Raw genomic sequence first — 22,041 nt, 5'->3', positions numbered from 1 at the left:
TCCGCAGCGGTGCAAACCTTTCGTAAGCTATTTCAAAATATGAGGGAAAATCCAAAGTTGCGTGGTGGGTATCGATGTTCTGGAAAATGTTACGGGAGCGTAATCGGTCACGAGCCGTACAAAGGACTGGTGTCCTGGACAATCTTGCCGAGCCAGGCTTTGACACCTTCGTCCACAAGGCAGCCATTGCCTTCGATGCGCCAATCTCGCTTCTGACGCTTCTCCACGACGACACCTTGTGGGTAAAGGCCTCGACCGGCCTTGATATGCAATGCGCGCCTCGTGAAAACGGATTTTGCATGCATGCCGTTGATCGTAGGGAACTGCTTGAAGTCTGTGACGCGCGCGCCGATCCGCTATTTGCCAAACTGCTGATTGTCGCCGGTGAGCCCCACATCCGCTACTATATCGGAGCACCCCTGACGCTCATGGATGGTACCGACATTGGAGCTTTGTGCGTGCTGGACACACAACAGCGCGAACCTGCTTCCCGGGATCAGAAAGCGTATTTGACTGGTTTGGCGCGACAGGCGACTCAGGCACTCGAACGGAATGCTCATATCAAGGGTAGTCTGGCCGCGTGATGGAAGTGGTCAGTTGCATCGTGCAAGAGCATGATCTCCGCCTCGTGGCGGTAGCGATCGTTGTCGCCCTGATCGGCTCTGCCGCAACCGTACAGCTCTTCGGACGTATTCTCGCATCACGCGGGAAAAGCCGGACCGGATGGATCGCACTGTGCTCGGTGGGTACAGGCACGATGGTCTGGTGCACGCATTTCGTCGCGATGATGGGGTTTCAGGCTGGCGTGCCGGTCAGGCTTGATCCGGTCCTCACTCTCGGTTCGCTTGGTATTGCAATCCTGCTTGCCGCACCGGGATTGGCCTTGGCTGCGCGACGCTCGCGTTCATGCGTGCTCGTCGGGGGCGCCATCGTCGGTGTCGCCGTTTCCACCATGCACTATGTTGGCATGATGGCTTACCGGATCGATGGTATCGTCGAGTGGCGATGGTCCTATGTGGCTGCATCTGTCCTGTTGTCGTCGGCGCTCTCTGCCGCAGCCTTTCACGTCTTCCGCAGCAACCGCATCGCCCGCCGTGTCGGTGGAGGGTTGCTGCTCGGGCTTGCGGTCGCGGCGCTGCACTTCACCGGCATGGCGGCGATGAAGATCAGCGTTCTGGCTCTGAGTCCGGAACTTGGGCTCTCCGATGCCGCGATGACCCAGCTCGCCCTCGGCACGGCCTGTGCCGGGCTGCTGTTCATCGGCTGCGCCGCAGTCAGCGCGCTTATCGATGGCGAAACGCAGAGCGAAGCCTATCGGCGGATGCGGCGCATGGCGCTTCATGATGGGCTGACCGACCTGCCAAACCGCTTGTGCTTCAACGAAGAACTGGCGATCCGGCGGGAGCGAAAGGGTGGAACACCCCACCTTGCCGTCGTCATGCTCGATCTGTCGCGCTTCAAGAACGTCAACGACACCTACGGTCACCAAGCCGGGGATCAGCTCCTGATGGCGCTTGCCGCACGCATGAGCGATGCGCTTCTTCCTGGCGAGTGCATTGCCAGGCTGGGCGGCGATGAGTTCGCAGCGCTCGTTTCCTATACGGAGCGGGTTGAGGTCGACAGCTTTCTTGAACGTGTCGGCAAGGTCTTCGCCGAACCATTCACCTTTGAGAGATTCTCCGCCTCAGTCGGTGCCAACATCGGTATCGCACTGGCACCGCAGGATGGCACCGATGCCGACACGCTCCTCGCCCGTGCCGACCTTGCCATGTACCGCGCCAAAGGTGCGCATTCGGCTACCCCATGCTTTTACGACCCTACCATGGATGAAGCCGCGCGGGATCGGCGAGAACTGGCCAACGAGCTTCGCGATGCCGTTGCCAAGGGTGACTTCGAACTGCACTATCAGGTGCAGGCTTCGGTCACGACTGGGGAGATCAGCGGCTACGAGGTGTTGGTGCGATGGCGGCATCCGTCCCGCGGATTGATTTCTCCTGCAACCTTCATCCCGCTCGCCGAGGAAATCGGCGCGATCATCCCGCTGAGCAACTGGATCATCGCCCAAGCCTGCTTCGAGGCCGCGCTTTGGCCGAACCGGCACGTGATCGCGGTAAACCTGTCGCCCTTGCACCTTTCCGATCCTGGGTTGGTCGGAACCGTTCGCCGCGCGCTCGATGATAGCGGTCTTCCGGCGGAACGGCTGGCATTGGAACTGACTGAAAGCGCGATCATCCGCGACCGCCGTTACGCGCTCGATCAGTTGCGTGAACTCAAAGCGATGGGTATCGGATTGGCCCTAGACGACTTTGGCGTCGGCTACTCCTCGCTCGACGTGCTGCGGTCATTTTCGTTCGACAGGATCAAGCTCGACAAGTCTTTCGTCGACGAGATTGAACGGGACGAACAGGCCGTCGCGCTTCTGCGCTCGATTGTGGCGTTGGGCACGACGTTGCATATCCCTGTGCTTGCGGAAGGAATCGAGGAACCCGGACAATTGCGGATCGCAGCACGCGAGGGATGTTCGGCGATTCAGGGCTATTTGATCGGTCAACCATCACGTCATCTCGTCGACCCGAATCAGGTGCGCTTTGTGGTCAAAAGTGCAAATTTCCAAGGTCCTGAAGTCAGTCTCGTCGCATAGAAGCCCGTGTTTCGTGAGTGACTATCGTGACTGGCAGTCCTAATCCACTGCCCGGGTTGGAGGGGGGATCAAAACACAGGATTTTCCCGCAAAGCAAGGGACAGCCGGGGTACGCACGGTCTCTCGATGCCTCCGGGTTGAGCCGATTTCCCGAAACGTGTTCCCGATTGCGTTTTCCCGAAACGGTCCGTCGGAGATGGAGAACCGGGACTGCTGCGAGTTGAGAAAACGGCCGGTTTTGGAATGCCCAGCCGATCTTCCGTACGGCCGGGAATGGGTCGCAAGCCGACTGGCAGCTCTGCCACCGGACAGACCCAGTATTGGACGCTCGTGGCTTACTTCCTGCGTCGCAACTTCAGCCGCTCGTTCATCTCGGCAAGAACGCCGACGTGGGATGTAACGGCGTTGCCCCCACCGACGGCCACCGTCTTGATCAGAGAATATCGGATGCTACTGTCATCCTTGAACAAGCGTATCGATAAGGTGGTCTTCGGCGGGCAGTTGCCCATCGAGCATCAGCATGGCGAGACCATGAACGAGCGACCAGGATCGTAGCGCGCCAGCCTCCACTTTATCCGACCCGGCGTCAATCGGCGATGCCGCTGCCGCATTGGCACGTAACATCCGCAATACCTCTATTTCTCCTGTCGCCTGCAACTGCGCTGAAGACGTGAAGATCAGTCGAAAGATTGCCGGATTGGCGAGCGCAAACCGCACATACGCCCGGCCGGTCGCCGCAAACGCAGCAGCGCCGCCCTTGCCGCTCGCTGCATCTCGCTGGGCGATGGCGAGCCGATCCAACCCCTCCAGGGCAAGCGCACGCATCAGCGCCGCCTTTTCGGGAAAATGCCGGTAGACCGAGGTCGCGCTGACCCCGACCTCGCGCGCCATCTCGCGCAGCGACACACCTTCCACGTCACGTTCCGCCAGCAGCCGGAGCCCTACCTCGATCAGCGCCGCGCGAAGATCGCCATGATGGTATCGTTTTTCCATGTTGACACTGTTACCTTATCGCCTATGATCACGGTGTAAACATTGGAGGCGGGCATGGCTAGCGTTCTGACGCAGATTAATGAGGGGACCGGGGAAGCCAAGCAGGCGGCTCACCCCTTCCTGTGGGGCATTCACCGGCCGATGGAGGACGAGCTGACGCTGACCGAGTTGGAGGTCCGTGGCACCATCCCGGATGCGCTGTGCGGTCGCTACCTACGGACCGGGCCGAACCCGGCCGCCGCCGATCCCGCCTCTTACCACTGGTTCACTGGTGACGGCATGGTGCATGGCCTGGCGATCCGCGATGGCAAGGCATTGTGGTATCGTAATCGCTGGATCGGATCGCGCAGCAACGCGGCTGCCCGTGGAACAGCGCCGGCACCAGGTCCTCGGCACGGCTCCAGCGACACCGTGAACACCAACGTCGTCGATCTGGGCGGGCGGGCCTTTGCGGTCGTGGAAGGCGGCAGCTATCCCGTCGAACTGTCCGAGACGCTCGACGAGCAGCGCTACGACAATTTCGGTGGATCGCTCGTCGGCTCGTTCACCGCGCATCCCCACCGCGACCCGCTAACCGGCGAGCATCACGGCATCTGCTACGAGGGCACGCGCCTCGACGAGATCCGTCACGTCGTCCTCGATGCCATGGGTAAGGTCGTGCGCGAAGAACCGATCGCGGTCGAGCATGGCCCAATGATCCACGATTGCGCGATCACCGCGCGTTACGTCGTCATCATCGATCTTCCGGTGACGTTTTCGCTGGCAACCCACCTCGCCGGCCAGCCGCTACCCTATGCCTGGAACCCTGCGCATCGTGCCCGCGTCGGCCTGATGCCACGGGGCGGCGATCAGCACGCCATCATCTGGTGTGACGTCGATCCGGCGTATGTCTTCCACATCGCAAACGCCTTCGACCTGCCCGACGGTCGGGTAGTCCTCGACGTGTGCGCCTATCCGACGATGTTCGCCGGCGCGCCCGGAGGCCCCGACGCGATCTCGCGCGGGCTGGAACGCTGGACGCTCGATCCTGCGACCAGCACAACCGCGGTCCGCGCCATCGATGCCACGCCGCAGGAGTTTCCTCGCATCGACGAGCGCCGGTTCGGCCAGACCTATCGGTATGCCTATGTCATGGCCACGGGATCGGACCGGCGCTTCCAAAGCGCGAGCCGGCTCTACAAGCACAATCTCGTCGAGGTTAGTCGGGAAGTGCACGACTTCGGTACCGGCCGTCATCCCGGCGAATTCGTGTTCGTGCCCGCGCACGAGAATGCGGGTGAAGACGAGGGATGGCTGATCGGCTTCGTCATCGACGAGCCGAGCGACACTACCGAGCTGGTGATCCTCGACGCGCGCAAGTTCGAGAGCGGTCCGGTCGCCACGATACGCCTGCCACACCGCATTCCGCCGGGTTTTCACGGCAACTGGATCAACGGGGGAGAAGCATAATGACCACGATCGTCACGACCATGAAGGACAGCACTGTAATGAACCGCCAGACCGGCAGCCGCATCGGCCTGCTCGCCATCGAAGCCGGCATCAATTTCGGGCTACCGTTGCTGATCTACGATCGCGTGGCGCCGCAGTCGGGCGAAGTGGTCGCGCTGATGGCGTCCTCGCTGCCACCCTTGCTCTGGTCGCTCGTCGAGTTCGCCCGCCGGCGTCGCGTCGATGCGCTGTCGATCCTCGTGCTGGCCGGCATTGCACTGTCGCTGCTCGCAATGCTGGGGGGCGGGTCCGTCCGCTTCCTGCAACTGCGCGAGAACCTCGTCTCCGCGTTGATCGGCTTGGTGTTCCTCGGCTCGGCCGCGATGGGTCGCCCTCTGATCTATCAGCTTGCCCGAGCCGGCCTTGCCCGAAAATCGCCGGACGAGGTCGCCGCGTTCGAGGCGAAGCGCGACACGCCGCGCTTCCGCCGCGTAATGACGACCATGACACTGGTTTGGGGCGTCGGGCTGCTCGCGTCGTCGGCGCTTGCCTGCGTGCTCGTCTTCGCGCTCAGCATCCACAATTACATGATGGTCAGCCCGTTCGTCGGCTATGGCTCGATGGGCGCGCTCGCCCTTTGGACAGCCTGGTACAGGCGTCTTGCCCAACGCCGCGCGGCGGGTTGAGAGGCCGGGTTCTTCTTCCAAACGACCCAAAGGCAGACACTCAGCGTACTACTCGCGCTTCCCGACTTCAGACCCTCATTCATCCGTTCCCGATCGCGAGGCGCCGCCGTTAGAATGGAAGATACTAAAACAAAGCTGTCGTCTCCGAGCGACGTGCCCAACGGCATTTTGTATCATACAGCCAAAATCTGGCTTTTCGCTAAAATGAGGGGTGTTCGCCGCCTTCTGCTTCAGCTTTTCCGGATGCTTCGTACAGGTCCAGCAATAAGCCTGATTCACAATCGGGCCGCCGTCTCGGGCGTCTGAATTCCCTTTTTGTGCCGCTTGCGCTGAACTCTCAGGTGCAGGCGGCAAGCATGTTGCTACATCATTCGGCCATGCAGATTAGCGATGATCACGATCGTCCCCGCGACCATCAGGATGATAATCAGCGTCGAAAACAGGATTAGAAAAAGGTCGTCGCGCGACGATCGTCTGACGCTGACGTGCAGGAAGCACCGAAGGTGGACGATCATCTGGACCAGCGCGAGACCGAATACGAGACCCAGCGTCGTATTCGCCGGAAAGCTCGGCCAATGCACAGCAGCAAACGCCGAACCGGTCAGTGCGAGCGCCAGCGCATAGCCGATCGCATAGGTCAGGATTTCGCGCCGCTTCTCCCGGCGCTGATCGGTTTGCGGCGCGCTCATCAGATAAGCCCCTGCAGATAGACGACCGAGAAGATCGCGATCCAGACGATGTCGAGGAAGTGCCAGAACAGCCCGAGCCGCAGCAGGTTGATCTTCACCCGCGCATCGAGCCCGAAGATCGGCACCTGCACCATCATCACCACCAGCCACAAGCAGCCGGCCAGCACGTGCAGGCCATGCAGCGGGACGAGCGCGAAGAACGACGACAGGAACCCGCTGCGCATCGGCACTGCGCCATCACCTATCATCGTCGCGAAATCGTGCAGTTCGAGGCCGAGGAAAGCGACGCCGAGGATCAGTGTGGCGGCAAGCCAGCCGAGCAGCACGCGATGCGCCGCCCCGTGCTTCATCGCGATCAAGGCCATGCCGAAGGTGAGACTGCTCGTCAGCAGGATCAGTGTCTCGGCGAAGGTCGGGCCGATCTTGTACGCGCTACCCGCGGTCGGGCCGCCGACGGTCGCGCCGAGCATCGTGCCATAAACCGCGAACAGCAGCGCGAAGATCACCGCATCACTCATCAGGAATATCCAGAAGCCGAACACGTCGGGTTCCGCCTGGTCGTGCGTTTCCTTGTCGGTAGCCCCGAGGTTTAGGCCGGCGTGCTGCACGTCGCCGGCGCTCATGCAGTCACCTCGGCGAGACCCTGGTTGGCCAAGGTCATCTCGTGATGGCGAGAGATCGGTCGTGCCCTGGCAACCGCATCGTGCCAGCGCGCTTCGATGCGCGCTACATCGACGGCGGGCACGATCCGCTCGACGTCGCGGACGAAACTACGCGCGATCACGGTGGCGATAATTCCCCCAAGGCACAGCACTGCCAGCCACCAGATGTGCCAGACCAGACCGAACGCGAGCGCCGCCCCGAGGATACCCGTCGCCGGTCCGACCACGCTGTTGCGCGGCACGGCGATATCCTCGTACGCGGCCGGCGCTGCGTAGGCGTCGCCGTCGCGCTTGCCATCATAGAACGGATCACGGCTGTCGACACGCGGGATCACCGCATAGTTATACTCGGGTGGCGGCGCGGACGTCGACCATTCGAGTCCACGCCCGTCCCAGGGATCGCCCGCGAACACGTGGTTGTCCTCACGTTCGCGGACGCTGACCCAGAGTTGCACGAACAGCGAGACGAGCGCGGTCAGCAAGATTAGCGCGCCGACGCCCGCGACATAGAGCCAAGGCCGAAACGCGGGCTCGAAAAACGCCTGACTCCGCCGCGCCGCGCCGCCCGCGCCGAGCACGTAGAGCGGCATGAAGGCGAGGTAAAAACCGACGACCCAGCAACCGAACGATATGCGTCCCCATTTCTCGTTGAGGCGAAAACCGAACGCCTTGGGGAACCAGTAGTGCGTCGCCGCGAGCATCCCGTAGAGCAACCCGGGGATCAGCATGTTGTGGAAATGCGCGACCAGGAACAGCGTGTTGTGGACGAGGTAATCGAGCGGCGGGAACGCCAGCAGGATGCCGGTGAACCCGCCGAGCACGAACGTCATCATGAACGCCAGCGAATACAGCATCGCCACGGTGAACCGCACTTCGCCGCGAAACATCGTCCAGATCCAGTCGTAGATCTTGACGCCGGTCGGCACCCCTATCGTCATCGTCGCGATCCCGAACACCGCGTTCAAATTCGCGCTCTGCCCCATCGTGAAGAAATGGTGGACCCAGACGGTGAACGACAGCACCGCGATCGCCATCGTCGCGAGCACCAACGAAGTGTAGCCGTACAGCTCCTTCGACGAGAAGGTCGAGACCACCTCCGAATAGACGCCGAACGCGGGCAGGATCAGTATGTAGACCTCGGGATGACCGAACAGCCAGAACAGATTGGCGTAGTTCATCATGTTGCCGCCGAGGTCGTTGGTGAAGAAGTGAAACCCCAGATAGCGATCGAGCGCGAGCAGCGCGGTCGCCACGGTCAGCGGCGGCATCGCGAAGATCATCAGGATCGACGTGCACAGCGTCGTCCAGCAGAACAGCGGCATCCGCATCAGCGTCATGCCGGGGCAGCGCATCTTGTAGAGCGTCACCGCAAAATTAAGCCCCGACAGCGTCGAGGCGATCGAGCCGAGCGTCACCGCCCAGATCCAGTAATCCGGCCCGACATCGGGACTGAAGCCGAGCTCGGTATAGGGCGGATACCCGGTCCAGCCGCCGGTCGAGAAGCGCCCGATCACCAGCGATACCATCATCAGCCCCGCCGCCCCGCCGGTCAGCCACAGGCTTATCGAGTTGAGCAGCGGAAACGCCACGTCGCGCGCGCCGATCTGGAGCGGCGTGACATAGTTGATGATGCCGGTCAGGAACGGCATCGCCATGAAGAAGATCATGATGCTGCCATGCGTGCTGAACAGCTGCGCGAAATGATCCGGCTCGACGAAGCCGGGCGCATTCACCGCCGCCGCCTGCTGCATCCGCATCAGCACCGCCTCGGCCAGCGCTCGCGCGAGCATGACGAAGGCGAGCACGACATACATGATGCCGATCTTCTTGTGGTCGAGGCTGGTCAGCCATTCGCGCCACAGATAGCCCCATTTGCCGGTCACAGTGATCAGCACGACCACGATCGCTGCGCCGAGCACGACCATCATCGCCGCCCCCGCGCCGATGATCTCGTTGACGGTCGGGTTTTCCCACGCGCGGACGAACGCCAGCGCGTTCCAGGTGAAACGGCCGAGCAAGGCTGGCCAGATGCCGTCCGTCATCGTGTCTTATCCGGGGTTTGCGCGACGATATGCGAGAACAGGTCGGGCGGCGTGGAGGCATAGAAGAGCGGCCGTGCGATCACCGATCGCTTGGCAAGCCGGGCATATAGGGCTGCGTCGAGCGGCCGGCGGTTCGTGCGAACGCGGTCCAGCCACTGCCGATAGCCAGCGGCCGGACGCGCGATGACGGCGAATTTCTGGGCCTGGAAGCCGGCGCCATTGAACTGCGTATTCTCACCGCGGAACACGCCCGGCCGGCTTGCCGCAAAGTTCAGCTGCGTGGTCATCCCCGCCATCGCATAGATCTGGCCAGCGAGCTGCGGGACCATCAGCGACTGCATCACCGTTCCGCTGGTCAGCGTGATATGGACGGGACGGTCGACGGGAATATCGAGTTCATTGACGGTCGCGATGTGCTCGTCGGGGTAAAGGAACAGCCATTTCCAGTCGAGCGCGACCGCCTGGATGTCGAGCGGAGGCTGCGTCGACGGGATCCGGCGATACGGATCGAGCGCGTGCGTATAAGTCCACAACACGATCCCCAGGCCGATCACGATCCCCGCTGGCGGGAGCCAGATCAGCGCCTCGATCCACCAGGAGAAGTCCCATTTGGGCTTGAACGTGCTCTTCGTGTTCGCCAGCCGGTAATGCCACGCGATGATCGGCGTCAGCAGCAGGACGGGCCCGGCGACGAACACCAGCACCGCGCCGACGATCAGATACAGATGCCACTGGCTCGCCGCGACCGGCCCGGCATGGCCAACCACGCCCAGCCTGAGTACGTCGCACCCCGACAACAGCATGAGCGCGGCGCACGCGATGCCGCGTCGCGCCGCGCTGGCTTTCCCCCCGATGATCATACCCCGCCGGACGTTCAGCCTGCCTCGACCCGCACCGGCACCGATTTCGACGCCGGCGTCTTCGACAGCTGATCGTGATGGCCGATCGGAACGAGCACGTTGCACTCGGGATAATAGGACGCGATCGTCCCGCGCGGCAGCTTGTAGGCCGTCAGCGTCAGCCCGCCGAGCCGACGATCCTGCCCATCATCGACATCGGTGACCAGAGTGACGGCCTGACCATCGTGGAACCCGCGCTCCTCGATATCCTCGGGGCTCATCAGTACGATGTCGCGCGAACCCTCCAGCCCGCGCAGGCGATCCGAATAGCCATAGATGGTCGTGTTGAACTGGTCGTTCGACCGCATCGTGATCAACCGGTAGCGCCCCGGTGCATCCTTGAACCCGAGCGAGTTCAGCTGGCCGGGCGTCGTGAACACCGCCTTGCCTTCGGGCGTCTTCCAGATCCGTTCATGCGCGCCATTGCCACGGTAAAAGCCCCCAGCCTCGTACATACGCGCGTTATAGTCGCGGAAGTCGTCGGGATAGGTGTGCTCTATCAGGTCGCGCACGAGCCCATAATCGCCCGTCCATTCGTCCCACTTCAACCCGGCCGACGGCGCGACCGCAGCCTTGGCGATGCCGGTGACGATCGCAAGCTCGCTCTTGACCATGTCCGACACCGGCGCGGTGTGACCGACCGACGCGCTGATCATCGAGAAGCTGTCTTCGGTAGTGATCGACTGGTTGCCGGTCGCCTGTTCGTCGACCTCGAACCGGCCGAGGCACGGCAGAATATAGGCCTGCTTGGCGGGAAACAGATGGCTGCGGTTGAGCTTGGTCGAGATCATCACGGTCAGGTCCTGCGCTGCCCACGCCTGCTCCATGCGCTTCTGATCGGGCACCGCGCGAACCAGGTTGCCGCCGAGCGACACGAACGCGCGGACCTTGCCGGCGAACATCCCCTCGACCGCCTCGACGATGTTCATGCCGTCCTTGGTCGGCGGATCGAAGCCGAACAACTCCTTGAGCTTGTCGAGCGGGACGAGCTTGACCTTCTCGGCGATCCCGACGGTGCGCTGGCCCTGCACGTTGCTGTGCCCGCGCACCGGACAGCAGCCTGCACCTGGCTTGCCGATGTTGCCGCGCAGCAGCAGCAAATTGACCAGCATCGCGATGTTGAGCGCGCCGTGCGTGTGCTGCGTCAGCCCCATGCCGTACACGCCGATCAGCTTTTCGGCGGCGATGTAGACGTCACCGGCGTCGCGCAATGCCGCTTCGGTCAGCCCCGATTCCTGCTCGATCTCGGCCCAACTCACGTCGCGACACGACTGGATGAAGGCGTCGAAGCCAGTGGTGTGCTGCTTGACGAAGGCATGGTCGATCACCTCGGCCTTGCCCGCCGCCTGCGCCGCGTCGTCGGCCTCGACCACGCACTTGCACAGCCCGAGGATCGCGGCGACGTCGCCGCCCGCCTTCAGCTGGTGATATTGATCCGATATCTTGGTTTCCTTGCCGGTCAGCATCGCCGCGGGGCTTTGCGGATCGACGAACGAGACCAGCCCCTGTTCGATGACCGGGTTGAACGTGACGATCTTGCCGCCGCGATCCTTCAGGTCCTTGAGCGGATGCAGGAACCGGGGGCTGTTGGTGCCGGGATTCTGCCCGAAGAAGAAAAACGCGTCGGTTTCGGCCAGATCGTCCCAGACGATCGTCCCGACCGGCGAGCCGATCACCTTGGTCAGCCCGACCGAGGTCGTTTCGTGGCACATGTTCGAGCTCTGCGGCAGGTTGTTGTTGCCATAGGTCCGCGCCAGCAGCGCATAGAGATACGACGCCTCGAGTCCGGCATGGCCCGACGCGTAGAACACCGCGCTCTCGCGATCGATCGACTGGAGCGTCGCGCCGATCGCCGCGAACGCATCCTCCCAGCTGACCGCGACGTAGCGATCGGTTGCCGCGTCGTAGCGCAACGGATGCGTCAGCCGCCCGGTCTTTTCGAGATCGTGATCCTTCCAGTCGCGCAGCGCGGTGACCGTATGCGCCTCGTCCTGCCAGAATTCGGGCGTGCAGCGTGCCTTGGTCAGCTCCCACATCGTCGCCTTGGCGCCGTTCTCGCAGAATTCGAATGCCGAATAATTGGCGGGCTTCGGCCACGCGCACGACACGCACATCACACCCTTCGGCTTGTTCAACCGGCCCAAGCTTCGCACCGCGCCGCCCGCAGGCCAGGTTTCGCCGAAAATCCGCGAGATGCCCTTCATCGACCCCCAACCGCCGGCTGGACCGGAATCGTGCGGGAGTTCCTTCTGGTCGGCCATTGATACGGTCCTTCATTCGGTTTGGATGGCCGCCCGTACACTCCCGCAGGTCCAACGTTAAAACACCGACGGCGTTCAAGCCCTCAAAGAGCCCTCCGGGTTCCTACGAATAATCTTGGCAGTCGCATCCGACATGACGGATCGATAGTGACCAGAAATTGGCAAAGAGGCAAAGCATTCGAACATCTTAACAAAATTGTTAGAATGCGCTCAAACCTGCTCCGCAAGCCCGCTCAACGCCTTAATCGGGTTCGCCAGCGGCTGCGGCCGCAGGTTTCTGTCGGCGAGAAACTTAGTCGCCGTACCTCGCTGGGCTAAGTCAAGCTTGTGGTTGCGTCATCGAAGCCTGGGCGCGGTTAAGGAACACTGTTTCTGGTCTAACTGACCCAGTTGCAGACGGTCGTGCGCATTCGACCCGCCCCCAACTTCGGACGTCTGTTCATCTCGGGCGGACGATCGTTCGTAGATTTACTAAGCGGTCGCCTAACAGCCGAGTTTGGGTGAGACGCGAGGGGCAGCTCTGCGGACCAAGCGGACGGCTCAGCCCCTTCAAAAACTATTTGCGCACCACGGTCTGGCAATTGCCCTTACTGTCACGCGCCTGAAGGCACTCGTCCAGACGCAAGAGCCTGCAACGCCAGGACATGACCCTTGAAGGCTTTCCGCCCCGCGGCCGTGGCAACGATCCAGGTCCTTTGCCGGGTGTTCACCGTAGCCTTCCGCAACTCGATGTATCCACCATCACTCAACTGCGAAAGATGCTTGGACAGAACGGAATCGCTGACCCCGATGATGTCGCGCGCAGTCCCAAACTCCATCTCGCTCACATCGGTCAGCAATGCCATGAGCTGTAGCCGTGCCGGTGGGTGGATCAGCGGATCCAGCCGTTCAGCGCCCATCTTGCGCTCCATCCAGTTCCCTCCGGTACACCCGCTCCCACACGATGCTCATGATCGTAGCGAACACCACCATGCCGCCACCAACCGCGAACGGCGCCCAAGCCAGACCATAGCGTGTCTTAAGGCCCGTGGCGGCTATCAGAGCAGCCAACCCGACCAGCAGCATCGCGAGCGTCACCCGCCAAGTGCGCCCCGACCGATAACCGCTGACGAAGAACCCGTCCCGCTGCCGATCGCGGGCGACCACCATCGCGGTGGCGGCCATGCAAGCGGCCGCCACGATCAACGGCCATGGCCCGGGCAGCGCAAAGCCGGCGATCAGGCCGCCCAACAGCAATCCCACCACGCCATGGCGCGCTAAGGACCATTTCGCCCGCTTAGCCAACGCCCCGCGTGTAACCCACATCACGTCCAGCGAACGAGCAGCTTCCTCCTCATCCATGCGCAATTCTCCCGCAGGCCGCCCGCCCGCTTTCCAACTTTGCAAGTTACGACTTGACGATATGGAAAGCAACAGTTACTTTCCAATACGGAAACTGGCACAAGGGAACGAACATGCTGCTCATATTGGCTTGGATTGCCGTCATGCTCATCGCGGGGACATGGTGGGTGCGGAGGGATATCACGGCGTACGCACGCTTCCAGACGCAGTCCGACACGATCGACCGGCAGCGGCTGTACCGGCGATGGCTGATCGAGAGCTTCGTCGTTCTCGTAAGTGCAAGCATGTTCTGCCTTTGGCTGTCCGACGCGTTATGGCCCTTCAACGGCTTCCCGTCGGCGTTTGCCCCAGCGAGCCGCTTGCTACAGTCCGATGGGTCGATCTCCGGCGATCAGTGGCTGCCGATAGCGATCGGACTTTTCTTTGGCATGGTTCTATCGGTCGCCATCAAGTGGCGGCAGATCAAGAAGAGCCTAGCGCCAGAGGCAGGTCCGGACCAAGCGCTGATCCCCCGCAACCGTCGCGAAGCAACGCTGGCGCTGTTGCTCAGCCTGAATGCAGGTTTCAGCGAGGAGCTGTTTTTCCGACTGGCGCTTCCGCTGCTGTTTCTGCAGGTCACGGGCTCGCTCACGGTCTCGCTAGTTCTGTCGATGTTGGCGTTCGGTCTGGCGCACGCGCATTACGGTTGGAAGGGGGTGCTTGCCACCACAGCTGCGGGTGCGCTGTTGACAATGTACTATCTGCATCACGGATCGCTGCTACGGGTTATGACGGCACATGCGGTCATCGACATAACCGCTTTCTTCATCCGCCCCGCGATCGCGGACCTGATCCTCTCGCGTAAAGCGCCGCGATGGACCATTGCGGCGTCGTGAAGAGACTGGCGTTACCTCGCCCCGCGAGCTGGGCGGATCGTGTGTCCCTTTCGTAAAGCCAGGCCGCTTAACGTATAATAGACCTTAGGCTTTCTTCTAGGGCGCAACTGAACGGCTGGAAATGAGGCGTTACCTGACAGGCAGCTCAGCATCAGGAGCGACCCACAATCCGTCATCCCCGCGCCTTCCCCTGCTTCCCAACTACGGACGCTCGTTCATAGGGATTGAAGATCAAGCGCATAGCAGACCTGGAGACCGCCAATGTGACTTTTCCTCCACGGTCATTGTCCTTGTTTCGCTTTTTGAGCCACGTCGTGACGCTATCGATGGATCGCTGCCTACCGAGATTAACTGGGGCGACGGAGACACCGATGAAACACGCGGACATACTAGCCAATGCCGGCCTGACTACTACCGATATCAGCGAAGGTGCCCTGTCGGTGCACTCTCCGATCGATGGTACGATGATTGCAAATGTGCCGGTGATCGATGTCCAGCGGATGCACGGTGTCATCGGCATGGCGAAGGAGGCGTTTTCCAAATGGCGGGATGTTCCCGCCCCCCGTCGCGGCGAACTGGTTCGCTTGCTCGGCGAAGAGCTTCGCGCGGCCAAGACCGAGCTTGGTGCCCTCGTGTCGCTTGAGGTCGGAAAGATTACGTCGGAAGGCTTGGGCGAAGTCCAGGAAATGATCGACATCTGCGACTTCGCGGTTGGACTGTCGCGCCAGCTGTATGGTCTGACGATCGCATCTGAACGCCCTGGTCACCGGATGAGCGAGACATGGCATCCGATCGGCACGTGCGGTGTGATCTCGGCCTTCAATTTTCCTGTCGCGGTTTGGAGCTGGAATGCAGCGCTGGCGCTGGTCTGCGGCAACCCGGTGATCTGGAAGCCGTCCGAAAAGACACCGCTGACGGCTATCGCGACGCACAAGATCATGCAGCGCGCCCTCGCCCGCTTTGGCGACGATGCGCCGGAGGGGCTATGCCAACTCGTCATAGGCGGTCCGGAAATCGGGGCCGCGCTGGTAGCGTCAAAAGACGTACCAGTAATCTCCGCTACGGGATCTACCCGGATGGGCGCGGTCGTCGGTCCGCAGGTTGCAGGACGCTGGGGACGCGCGATCCTTGAACTGGGTGGCAACAATGCGATGATCGTAACGCCGTCGGCTGATCTGGACATGGCTGTCCGCGCGATCCTGTTCTCGGCGGTCGGAACCGCAGGTCAGCGATGCACATCGCTGCGCCGCCTGATCGTTCATCGTTCGATCCGCGACCAGCTGATCAACAAGCTCAAACCCGCTTATGCCACGCTGACGATTGGCGACCCGCGGCAAGATGGCGTGCTCGTCGGCCCGCTGATCGACCGTGCAGCCTATGATGCCATGCAGGCCGCCTTGGCCTCCTCACGTGCGGAGGGCGGGGTAGTGTTTGGAGGCGAGGCCGTTACCGACGGCGTGCCCGGCGGCGTATATGTGTCGCCCGCCATCGTTGAGATGCCATCGCAGACCCAGACCGTTAAGTCTGAGACCTTTGCGCCAATCCTCTATGTGATGGCCTATGACACGCTTCAGGAAGCGATCGATCTGCAGAACGACGTTCCGCAGGGTCTGTCCTCCTGCATCTTCACGCTAAACGTTCGAGAGGCCGAGTATTTCGTGTCGGCGGCCGGATCGGACTGCGGCATCGCCAACGTCAACATCGGTCCGTCGGGCGCGGAGATTGGCGGCGCATTCGGCGGCGAGAAGGAAACTGGCGGCGGGCGAGAGTCCGGCTCTGATTCGTGGCGGGCCTACATGCGTCGCCAGACCAGCACGGTAAACTATTCGGCGCGGCTTCCGCTCGCGCAAGGGGTGCAGTTTGGCGCATGAGACCAATAACAGCCTCTGGCGATCGAGCAGTCGCGAGGCGTTTGGCTCCGCCCCGCTACCCGGCGACCGGACCGTCGAATTGGCAATCGTCGGGGGGGGCTTCACTGGCTGCGCGGCGGCACTTGAGGGAGCGCGGCTGGGAGCATCGGTCTGCCTGCTTGAGGGGGAGCATGTCGCGCATGGTGGGTCTGGTCGCAATGTCGGGCTGGTCAATGCCGGGCTCTGGACACCCCCGGACGAGATCATCGATCGCCTCGGCACTGCTGCTGGCGAGCGCCTGATTACCGAACTGAACGTCGGGCCTCGTCATGTACGGGGGCTGATCGAACGCGAAGGCATCGACTGCGAGGCGACAGGCCGCGGTACTTTGCACTGCGCGCATTCGGCCGACGGTCTGCGCGATCTGGAAAACCGGCACTCTCAGGGCCGCAGATACGGCGCGCCGCTGGAACTGCTCGATGCGGAGGAGACGGCACGCCGGACCGGCAGTTCGACCTATCACGGTGCGTTGCTCGATCCGCGAGCTGGCACGATCCAGCCGTGGGCCTATTGCCACGGCCTGGCACGAGCCGCCCGCAATGCCGGGGCGATGATCCATGAGCAATCACCCGTATCCGGGATCCGCTACGACGGCGATCGCTGGGTGCTGACCATCGGCAGCCACAGGGTTACCGCAAAAGCGCTGATCTTGGCGACCAACGCCTATCATCTTGGCATCCAAGGTCTGTTCGCACCGGAATTCGTACCGGTCAGCTATTGCCAGTTCGCCACGATACCGATGCCGCCGGACGCGCGGGCGCGCATCCTCCCGGGCGGCGAGGGCTGTTGGGACACCGCGACGGTCATGTCGTCGTTCCGGACGGACGCTGCCGGGCGGATGATCGTTGGCGGCGTCGGCAATAGCGAGGGCGTTGGCGCGCCGGTCCACGCTCGATGGGCCCGCCGTAAGCTGCGCACCCTGTTTCCGGAGATCGCCGAGCTGCCGTTCGAGCATGCATGGCGGGGCCGCATCGCGATGACCGGTGATCATCTGCCGAAGATCGTGGAATTCGGCCCAAAAGGTTATGCCGGCTTTGGCTATTCAGGACGTGGCATCTGCCCTGGGACGGTGTTCGGTACGCAGATCGCAAAGGCGATCGTGACGAATGATGAAAGCCACCTTCCGGTACCGCTCGTCGCACGCCATGCGGAACGGTTCAGCCGGGCACGAGCCTCCTATTATGAGGTCGGCGCCACCTTGACCCACGCACTATCCCCCACTCCGCTCATCAACTGACCCATCGGCCGGCAAGATCCGGCCAGCAGGACGAAACGCAATGCTCCAGATGCTGCATTCGGACGATCTTCGAAACGTCTTCTCGCAAAGCATGTCGGAAATGTACCGACAGGAAGTGCCGCAATATCAGGCGCTGATCGACTTGGTCGATGCGGTGAACGCGGCGGCGATGGCGAGCGATCCGGACCTGGCCGACCGCCTGCGTGCCACCGGCGACTTGGATCGAATGCATGTCGAACGGCATGGCGCTATCCGCGTCGGCACGGCCAAGGAATTGTCGACCCTTCGCCGCCTCTTCGCGGTCATGGGCATGCTGCCGGTCGGCTATTACGACCTGTCGGTTGCCGGCCTACCGGTGCACTCGACCGCGTTCCGCCCCATCGCGGAGGCCGCGCTCGCCCGCAATCCGTTCCGCATGTTCACCTCGCTGCTGCGTCTCGACCTCATCGAGGATCGCGACCTTGCCGCCGAGGCCGAGGCGATTCTTGCTCGGCGAACCATTTTTTCAGCTCGCCTACTTGAGATGCTGGAGCTGGCCGAGGCGCAAGACGGGTTGACGGCGGACGAAGCCGCGATCTTCGTCGAGGAAGCGCTAAAAACTTTCAAATGGCATGCGGACGCAACCGTCTCGGCAGATACCTATCGCAGGTTGCATGATGCCCACCGCCTGCTTGCCGACGTGGTGTGCTTCGGTGGCCCTCATATCAATCACCTGACGCCCCGCACCCTCGACATCGATGCGGCGCAGGCTGAAATGCCCCGGCATGGCATTGCCGCCAAGGCCGTCATCGAGGGGCCGCCGCGCCGCGTTGCGTCCGTGTTGCTGCGCCAGACCTCGTTCCGCGCCCTGCGGGAGAAGATTGCATTCGTTGACGAAGACGGTAGGAGCGAAGGCGCGCATACCGCTCGGTTCGGCGAGATCGAACAGCGCGGCGTAGCTCTGACGCGCAAGGGCAGGCAACTTTATGACGAGGTGCTGTCCGCCGCCCGTGCTGCGGTTGCCGTTGATCCTGTCGGTCGGGGATCGGACGGGTATGACGCGGAACTAGCTCGGCGCTTCGCGGTCTTTCCAGCGGATTGGGATAGCCTGCGCCGTGCAGGCTTGGCGTTCTTTAAATATCGTGCCGCCAAGCTAGCATCAACGACCCCGGCAGCGGACGTTGACGCCTTGATCGAACGGGGCGACCTGATCGCCGATCCGCTCGTGTACGAGGATTTCCTGCCGGTGTCGGCGGCTGGCATATTCCAGTCCAATCTAGGATCGGATGCGCAAACCAATTTTGCATCACATGCCAACCAAACCGCGTTCGAAGCGGCGCTGGGCGCGCCGGTGATCGACGAATTCGGTCTGTACGAACGCACCGAATGCGATAGCCTCACCGCCGCGCTTGCAACGCTCGGTCAGTCGCGACTGCTATCGGTCCACGCATGACTCCTGTTGCGCCCGATGATGAGACAATCCAGCATTTCCTGGCCATCCTGGCATCGTCCGGTTTTGTTGGGGAGGTGGCGACGGACACGGCGACCCGTACGGTGTTCTCCACGGACAATTCGGTCTATGAGGTCAGACCGCGTGCAATCCTCTACCCGAGAACCGAAGACGATCTGAACAGGATCATGCGGGCGGCCCGAACGACGACCCTGCCGCTGACGGCGCGGGGCGGCGGGACTGGCACCAACGGGCAGTCGCTGACCGACGGTATTGTAGTTGACTGCTCGCGCCACCTGACCCAGATCCTCGCCATCGATCCAGTCGCGGGCACGGCGATAGTGCAGCCTGGGGTCATCCGAGACCAATTAAACCAGGTCGCGGGCATACACGGCCTATTCTTTGGTCCGACCTGCTCGACCAGCTCGCGCGCGACCATGGCAGGAATGGCCGCAACCGATGCATCTGGTAAGGGATCACGCGTGTTCGGGCGAACGTCGGACCACATCCTGTCGATGGACGTGGTGCTGAGCGATGGGAGCGACTGGCATGCTGCGCCACTATCCCCCGAAGCCCTTGCCGCGGTGTGCGCGCGCGACGACTTGCCTGGTCGCGTCCATGCGCAGATCCGTGACGTGCTGACGCAGGAGCAGGCTGAAATCGACCGCGTCTTCCCGGTGATGAACCGTGGTCTGACAGGCTACAACCTGAAAGAGGTCCGTGACGAGTACGGAATCTTTCGGCTGTCGAAGCTGCTGGCGGGATCGGAGGGGACGCTCGCCATCACCAAGCGGCTGACGCTTCGACTGCTTCGGAAGAAGCACGTACGCGGCCTGATCATAATGTCTTATCATGATGCCGTCGCCGCGATCCGGGATGCCGCACGGCTCGTCGAGGCGGATCCCGTCGCCATCGAGTTCCTAGACGACCGTATCCTCAGTTTGGCCCAGGGCGATCCTCTTTGGAGCGAGATCGGCGCCCTACTCAGCGGCGACGGCGACCATCTCATTCTGGGCCTGAACCTGATCGAGGTACAAGCTGACGACCTCGCGGAGTTGCAACTAGCAATGACGCGCGTCGCTGATCTAGGCTCGCCGCCCCCCGAGCTCCATACCATCAGACAGGTGACCGACTGCGCCGAGATCGACCGGATCTGGTCGCTGCGTCAGAAGGCGGTGGGCCTGCTGGGCCGGATGGACCCGGTCAAGCAAGGCGTCCCCTTCGTTGAAGACGCGGCAGTGCCGCCAGCGGAACTGGCTGACTTCGTATCCGGTTTTCGCGCGCTGCTCGACGGACATGGCTTGGCATACGGCATGTTCGGCCACGCCGACGTTGGATGCGTCCACGTTCGACCTGCCCTCGACATGCGGCAGCCTAGCGATGCCGCACAGATCCGCGTCATCTCCGATGCGGTCGCCGCACTCGCAAAGCGCCATGGTGGGGTGTTGTGGGGGGAGCATGGCAAGGGCTATCGCGGCGAATACAGTCCGCACTTCTTCGGCGATCGGCTGTTCGCTGCGCTGTGTGGGATCAAAGCGTCGTTCGATCCTGACGACCTGCTGAACCCCGGCAAAATCGCGACGACGAACGCTGCTGCACCCCTGACCGCGATCGACGCCGTTCCCTTTCGGGGGACGCTCGACGGTCGGATCAGACCCGACCGACTGGCGGGCCTGGAGGCAGCGGTTCGGTGCAACGGCAATGGCGCGTGCTTCAACCGCGCACACGACGACGTCATGTGCCCGTCGTACAAGATCAGCGGCGATCGCCGGCAGTCTCCCAAGGGACGGGCGGCCCTGCTGCGCGAATGGGCGCGCGTAACGTCGGACGTAGCGCAGGGGCGGCCGGATGCAGAGGCGGCGCAGGCGGACCTGGAACCTCACCTGCTAGCCAGTCTCTCGACTTGCCTGGAGTGCAAGGCCTGCAGCAGCCAGTGCCCGGTAAAGGTCGACATCCCGTCGATGCGGTCGCGGTTCTACGGCGACTATTACCGGCGGCATCGCCGGCCCGCGCGGCACTATCTGCTGGCCGGGCTCGAGATGGTCGCGCCAATGCTACGAAGAGCGCCGAGGCTGGCGAACATTGCGCAGCGCACTGCGTCGCCGCTCCTGCGCAGCCTCGGATTAATCGACCTGCCCATGTTGCGCCTGGCGGCACCCCTGTCGACATCGCGGGACGAACCCATCGCGGCAACGCGCCCCGTGGCACTAGTAGAGGACATGGTCCTTGGCCTTTTCGACGGTGCGGTCATCGAGGCTTGCGAGGAGTTGCTGGTCTCACTCGGCTATCATGTCGAGCGCGTGGCGATGGTGCCCAGCGGCAAGGCCGCGCATGTACTGGGAATGGACCGGCTGTTCGGACGCTATCTCCGGCGTGCGCGAACCAAGCTCGATCGTTATGCGCGAACGCATCATCTGGTCGGGATCGAACCCGCTCTCCTGGCGATGTGGCAAGGCGAGTATGCCGGCTTGGCGTTGCCGACGGTCACACCGATCGATGCGTTCCTGGCGAGCGAGATCACCGCCGGGCGCATCAATCCCTCCCGAGGCCGTCCGATACACCCGCTTCATCTGTTTCGCCATTGCACCGAACGCGCGGTGCAGCCGCTTTCAGCTGGAAACTGGCAGACGATCTTCTCTCATTTCGGACAGGCCCTGGTAATGGAAGAGACCGGATGCTGCGGCATGGCCGGAATGTTCGGCCACGAGGTCGAACATCAGGCCGCATCGCGCGGGTTATTTGATCAGTCATGGCGCGCCCCGCTGGCGGCCGCCGGTGCCGGAGCGATGGCAACCGGGTTCTCTTGCCGATGCCAGGCCCATCGCCTCGCGAACGCACGCCCCGATCACCCGATCGAAACATTGGCGCGCCTGCTGCTCGCCTGAAAGCCGTCGCCTTCCAATATCTCATCCGTGCTCTGGAGACCCTCGTGACCTGCTATATCTCGC

General features: G+C 62.5%; 17 protein-coding genes. 9 read left to right on the top strand and 8 right to left on the bottom strand.

Translation table 11 applies throughout. From position 1 onward, the window contains the following. Window positions 1–74: 74 nt before the first annotated feature. Window positions 75–584: a GAF domain-containing protein gene (locus IFT71_RS19170; protein ID WP_192142952.1), complete on the top strand. Its 510-nt coding sequence runs from the start codon at window positions 75–77 to the stop codon at window positions 582–584. After that, complete coding sequence (locus IFT71_RS19165; RefSeq protein ID WP_192142980.1) at window positions 584–2,641, top strand: putative bifunctional diguanylate cyclase/phosphodiesterase; 2,058 nt, start codon at window positions 584–586, stop codon at window positions 2,639–2,641. Before IFT71_RS19170 ends, IFT71_RS19165 begins: the two co-directional genes overlap by 1 nt. Window positions 2,642–3,097: 456 nt before the next feature. On the opposite strand, the gene IFT71_RS19160 is transcribed toward IFT71_RS19165, so the two are convergent. Next, the gene (locus tag IFT71_RS19160) at window positions 3,098–3,634 is read right to left on the bottom strand and encodes a TetR/AcrR family transcriptional regulator (RefSeq protein ID WP_192142950.1); all 537 of its coding nucleotides are present in this window, start codon (window positions 3,632–3,634) and stop codon (window positions 3,098–3,100) included. A gap of 54 nt (window positions 3,635–3,688) precedes the next feature. Here IFT71_RS19160 and IFT71_RS19155 point away from each other — a divergent pair, with 54 nt between their 5' ends. Both IFT71_RS19155 and IFT71_RS19150 read left to right on the top strand, forming a co-directional pair. Then, entirely contained in the window at window positions 3,689–5,083 is a 1,395-nt protein-coding gene (locus IFT71_RS19155; protein ID WP_192142949.1) for an 8'-apo-carotenoid 13,14-cleaving dioxygenase, read from the top strand. Then, on the top strand, window positions 5,083–5,748 hold the full coding sequence (locus IFT71_RS19150; protein WP_244655061.1) for a VC0807 family protein: 666 nt from the start codon (window positions 5,083–5,085) through the stop codon (window positions 5,746–5,748). Before IFT71_RS19155 ends, IFT71_RS19150 begins: the two co-directional genes overlap by 1 nt. A 362-nt stretch (window positions 5,749–6,110) precedes the next feature. Here the strand turns inward: IFT71_RS19150 and IFT71_RS19145 are convergent, their stop codons facing one another. The 7 genes from IFT71_RS19145 to IFT71_RS19115 form a co-directional block, all read right to left on the bottom strand. Continuing rightward, on the bottom strand, window positions 6,111–6,437 hold the full coding sequence (locus tag IFT71_RS19145) for a cytochrome o ubiquinol oxidase subunit IV (RefSeq protein ID WP_192142947.1): 327 nt from the start codon (window positions 6,435–6,437) through the stop codon (window positions 6,111–6,113). Then, window positions 6,437–7,060 (bottom strand): cytochrome c oxidase subunit 3, encoded by a 624-nt coding sequence (locus IFT71_RS19140; protein ID WP_192142945.1) that lies wholly within the window; start codon window positions 7,058–7,060, stop codon window positions 6,437–6,439. Before IFT71_RS19140 ends, IFT71_RS19145 begins: the two co-directional genes overlap by 1 nt. Beyond that, a complete protein-coding gene (locus IFT71_RS19135; protein WP_192142943.1) occupies window positions 7,057–9,141 on the bottom strand; it encodes a cbb3-type cytochrome c oxidase subunit I in 2,085 nt (694 codons plus the stop codon). The genes IFT71_RS19140 and IFT71_RS19135 overlap by 4 nt, the downstream gene beginning before the upstream one ends. Beyond that, window positions 9,138–10,001 carry a COX aromatic rich motif-containing protein gene (locus tag IFT71_RS19130; protein ID WP_192142941.1) on the bottom strand — a complete coding sequence of 288 codons (864 nt, stop codon included), beginning with the start codon at window positions 9,999–10,001 and terminating at the stop codon, window positions 9,138–9,140. Before IFT71_RS19130 ends, IFT71_RS19135 begins: the two co-directional genes overlap by 4 nt. A gap of 14 nt (window positions 10,002–10,015) precedes the next feature. Next, the gene (locus IFT71_RS19125; protein WP_192142939.1) at window positions 10,016–12,301 is read right to left on the bottom strand and encodes an FdhF/YdeP family oxidoreductase; all 2,286 of its coding nucleotides are present in this window, start codon (window positions 12,299–12,301) and stop codon (window positions 10,016–10,018) included. 593 nt (window positions 12,302–12,894) lie between these two features. Continuing rightward, complete coding sequence (locus IFT71_RS19120) at window positions 12,895–13,212, bottom strand: transcriptional regulator (RefSeq protein WP_244655060.1); 318 nt, start codon at window positions 13,210–13,212, stop codon at window positions 12,895–12,897. Next, complete coding sequence (locus IFT71_RS19115) at window positions 13,190–13,642, bottom strand: hypothetical protein (protein ID WP_192142937.1); 453 nt, start codon at window positions 13,640–13,642, stop codon at window positions 13,190–13,192. Before IFT71_RS19115 ends, IFT71_RS19120 begins: the two co-directional genes overlap by 23 nt. Window positions 13,643–13,755: 113 nt before the next feature. On the opposite strand from IFT71_RS19115, the gene IFT71_RS21180 reads away from it, so the two are divergent. From IFT71_RS21180 to IFT71_RS19090, 5 genes are all read left to right on the top strand, one after another. Then, entirely contained in the window at window positions 13,756–14,517 is a 762-nt protein-coding gene (locus IFT71_RS21180; RefSeq protein ID WP_197976237.1) for a CPBP family intramembrane glutamic endopeptidase, read from the top strand. A gap of 371 nt (window positions 14,518–14,888) precedes the next feature. Beyond that, window positions 14,889–16,388, top strand: coding sequence for an L-piperidine-6-carboxylate dehydrogenase (gene amaB / locus IFT71_RS19105; RefSeq protein ID WP_192142936.1), 1,500 nt, complete (start codon window positions 14,889–14,891; stop codon window positions 16,386–16,388). Continuing rightward, the gene (locus IFT71_RS19100; protein ID WP_192142934.1) at window positions 16,378–17,664 is read left to right on the top strand and encodes an NAD(P)/FAD-dependent oxidoreductase; all 1,287 of its coding nucleotides are present in this window, start codon (window positions 16,378–16,380) and stop codon (window positions 17,662–17,664) included. The genes amaB and IFT71_RS19100 overlap by 11 nt, the downstream gene beginning before the upstream one ends. 40 nt (window positions 17,665–17,704) lie before the next feature. Then, window positions 17,705–19,096 carry a 2-oxoadipate dioxygenase/decarboxylase HglS gene (hglS, locus tag IFT71_RS19095; RefSeq protein ID WP_192142932.1) on the top strand — a complete coding sequence of 464 codons (1,392 nt, stop codon included), beginning with the start codon at window positions 17,705–17,707 and terminating at the stop codon, window positions 19,094–19,096. Further along, entirely contained in the window at window positions 19,093–21,978 is a 2,886-nt protein-coding gene (locus IFT71_RS19090) for an FAD-binding and (Fe-S)-binding domain-containing protein (protein ID WP_192142930.1), read from the top strand. Before hglS ends, IFT71_RS19090 begins: the two co-directional genes overlap by 4 nt. The last annotated feature ends 63 nt before the right edge of the window (window positions 21,979–22,041 follow it).

It is taken from the genome of Sphingomonas sp. CFBP 13733 (genome assembly GCF_014841795.1).
Classification (GTDB): domain Bacteria; phylum Pseudomonadota; class Alphaproteobacteria; order Sphingomonadales; family Sphingomonadaceae; genus Sphingomonas; species Sphingomonas aerolata.
Note: the sequence above shows the minus strand (reverse complement) of the source record. Positions and strands in the feature narration are given on the sequence as shown.

Coding starts and splice junctions, on each gene's coding strand:
- IFT71_RS19170 (WP_192142952.1), top strand. CDS start 75: ATGTTCTGGAAAATGTTACGGGAGCGTAATCGGTCACGAGCCGTACAA.
- IFT71_RS19165 (WP_192142980.1), top strand. CDS start 584: ATGGAAGTGGTCAGTTGCATCGTGCAAGAGCATGATCTCCGCCTCGTG.
- IFT71_RS19160 (WP_192142950.1), bottom strand. CDS start 3,634: ATGGAAAAACGATACCATCATGGCGATCTTCGCGCGGCGCTGATCGAG.
- IFT71_RS19155 (WP_192142949.1), top strand. CDS start 3,689: ATGGCTAGCGTTCTGACGCAGATTAATGAGGGGACCGGGGAAGCCAAG.
- IFT71_RS19150 (WP_244655061.1), top strand. CDS start 5,083: ATGACCACGATCGTCACGACCATGAAGGACAGCACTGTAATGAACCGC.
- IFT71_RS19145 (WP_192142947.1), bottom strand. CDS start 6,437: ATGAGCGCGCCGCAAACCGATCAGCGCCGGGAGAAGCGGCGCGAAATC.
- IFT71_RS19140 (WP_192142945.1), bottom strand. CDS start 7,060: ATGAGCGCCGGCGACGTGCAGCACGCCGGCCTAAACCTCGGGGCTACC.
- IFT71_RS19135 (WP_192142943.1), bottom strand. CDS start 9,141: ATGACGGACGGCATCTGGCCAGCCTTGCTCGGCCGTTTCACCTGGAAC.
- IFT71_RS19130 (WP_192142941.1), bottom strand. CDS start 10,001: ATGATCATCGGGGGGAAAGCCAGCGCGGCGCGACGCGGCATCGCGTGC.
- IFT71_RS19125 (WP_192142939.1), bottom strand. CDS start 12,301: ATGGCCGACCAGAAGGAACTCCCGCACGATTCCGGTCCAGCCGGCGGT.
- IFT71_RS19120 (WP_244655060.1), bottom strand. CDS start 13,212: ATGGAGCGCAAGATGGGCGCTGAACGGCTGGATCCGCTGATCCACCCA.
- IFT71_RS19115 (WP_192142937.1), bottom strand. CDS start 13,642: ATGGATGAGGAGGAAGCTGCTCGTTCGCTGGACGTGATGTGGGTTACA.
- IFT71_RS21180 (WP_197976237.1), top strand. CDS start 13,756: ATGCTGCTCATATTGGCTTGGATTGCCGTCATGCTCATCGCGGGGACA.
- amaB (WP_192142936.1), top strand. CDS start 14,889: ATGAAACACGCGGACATACTAGCCAATGCCGGCCTGACTACTACCGAT.
- hglS (WP_192142932.1), top strand. CDS start 17,705: ATGCTCCAGATGCTGCATTCGGACGATCTTCGAAACGTCTTCTCGCAA.
- IFT71_RS19090 (WP_192142930.1), top strand. CDS start 19,093: ATGACTCCTGTTGCGCCCGATGATGAGACAATCCAGCATTTCCTGGCC.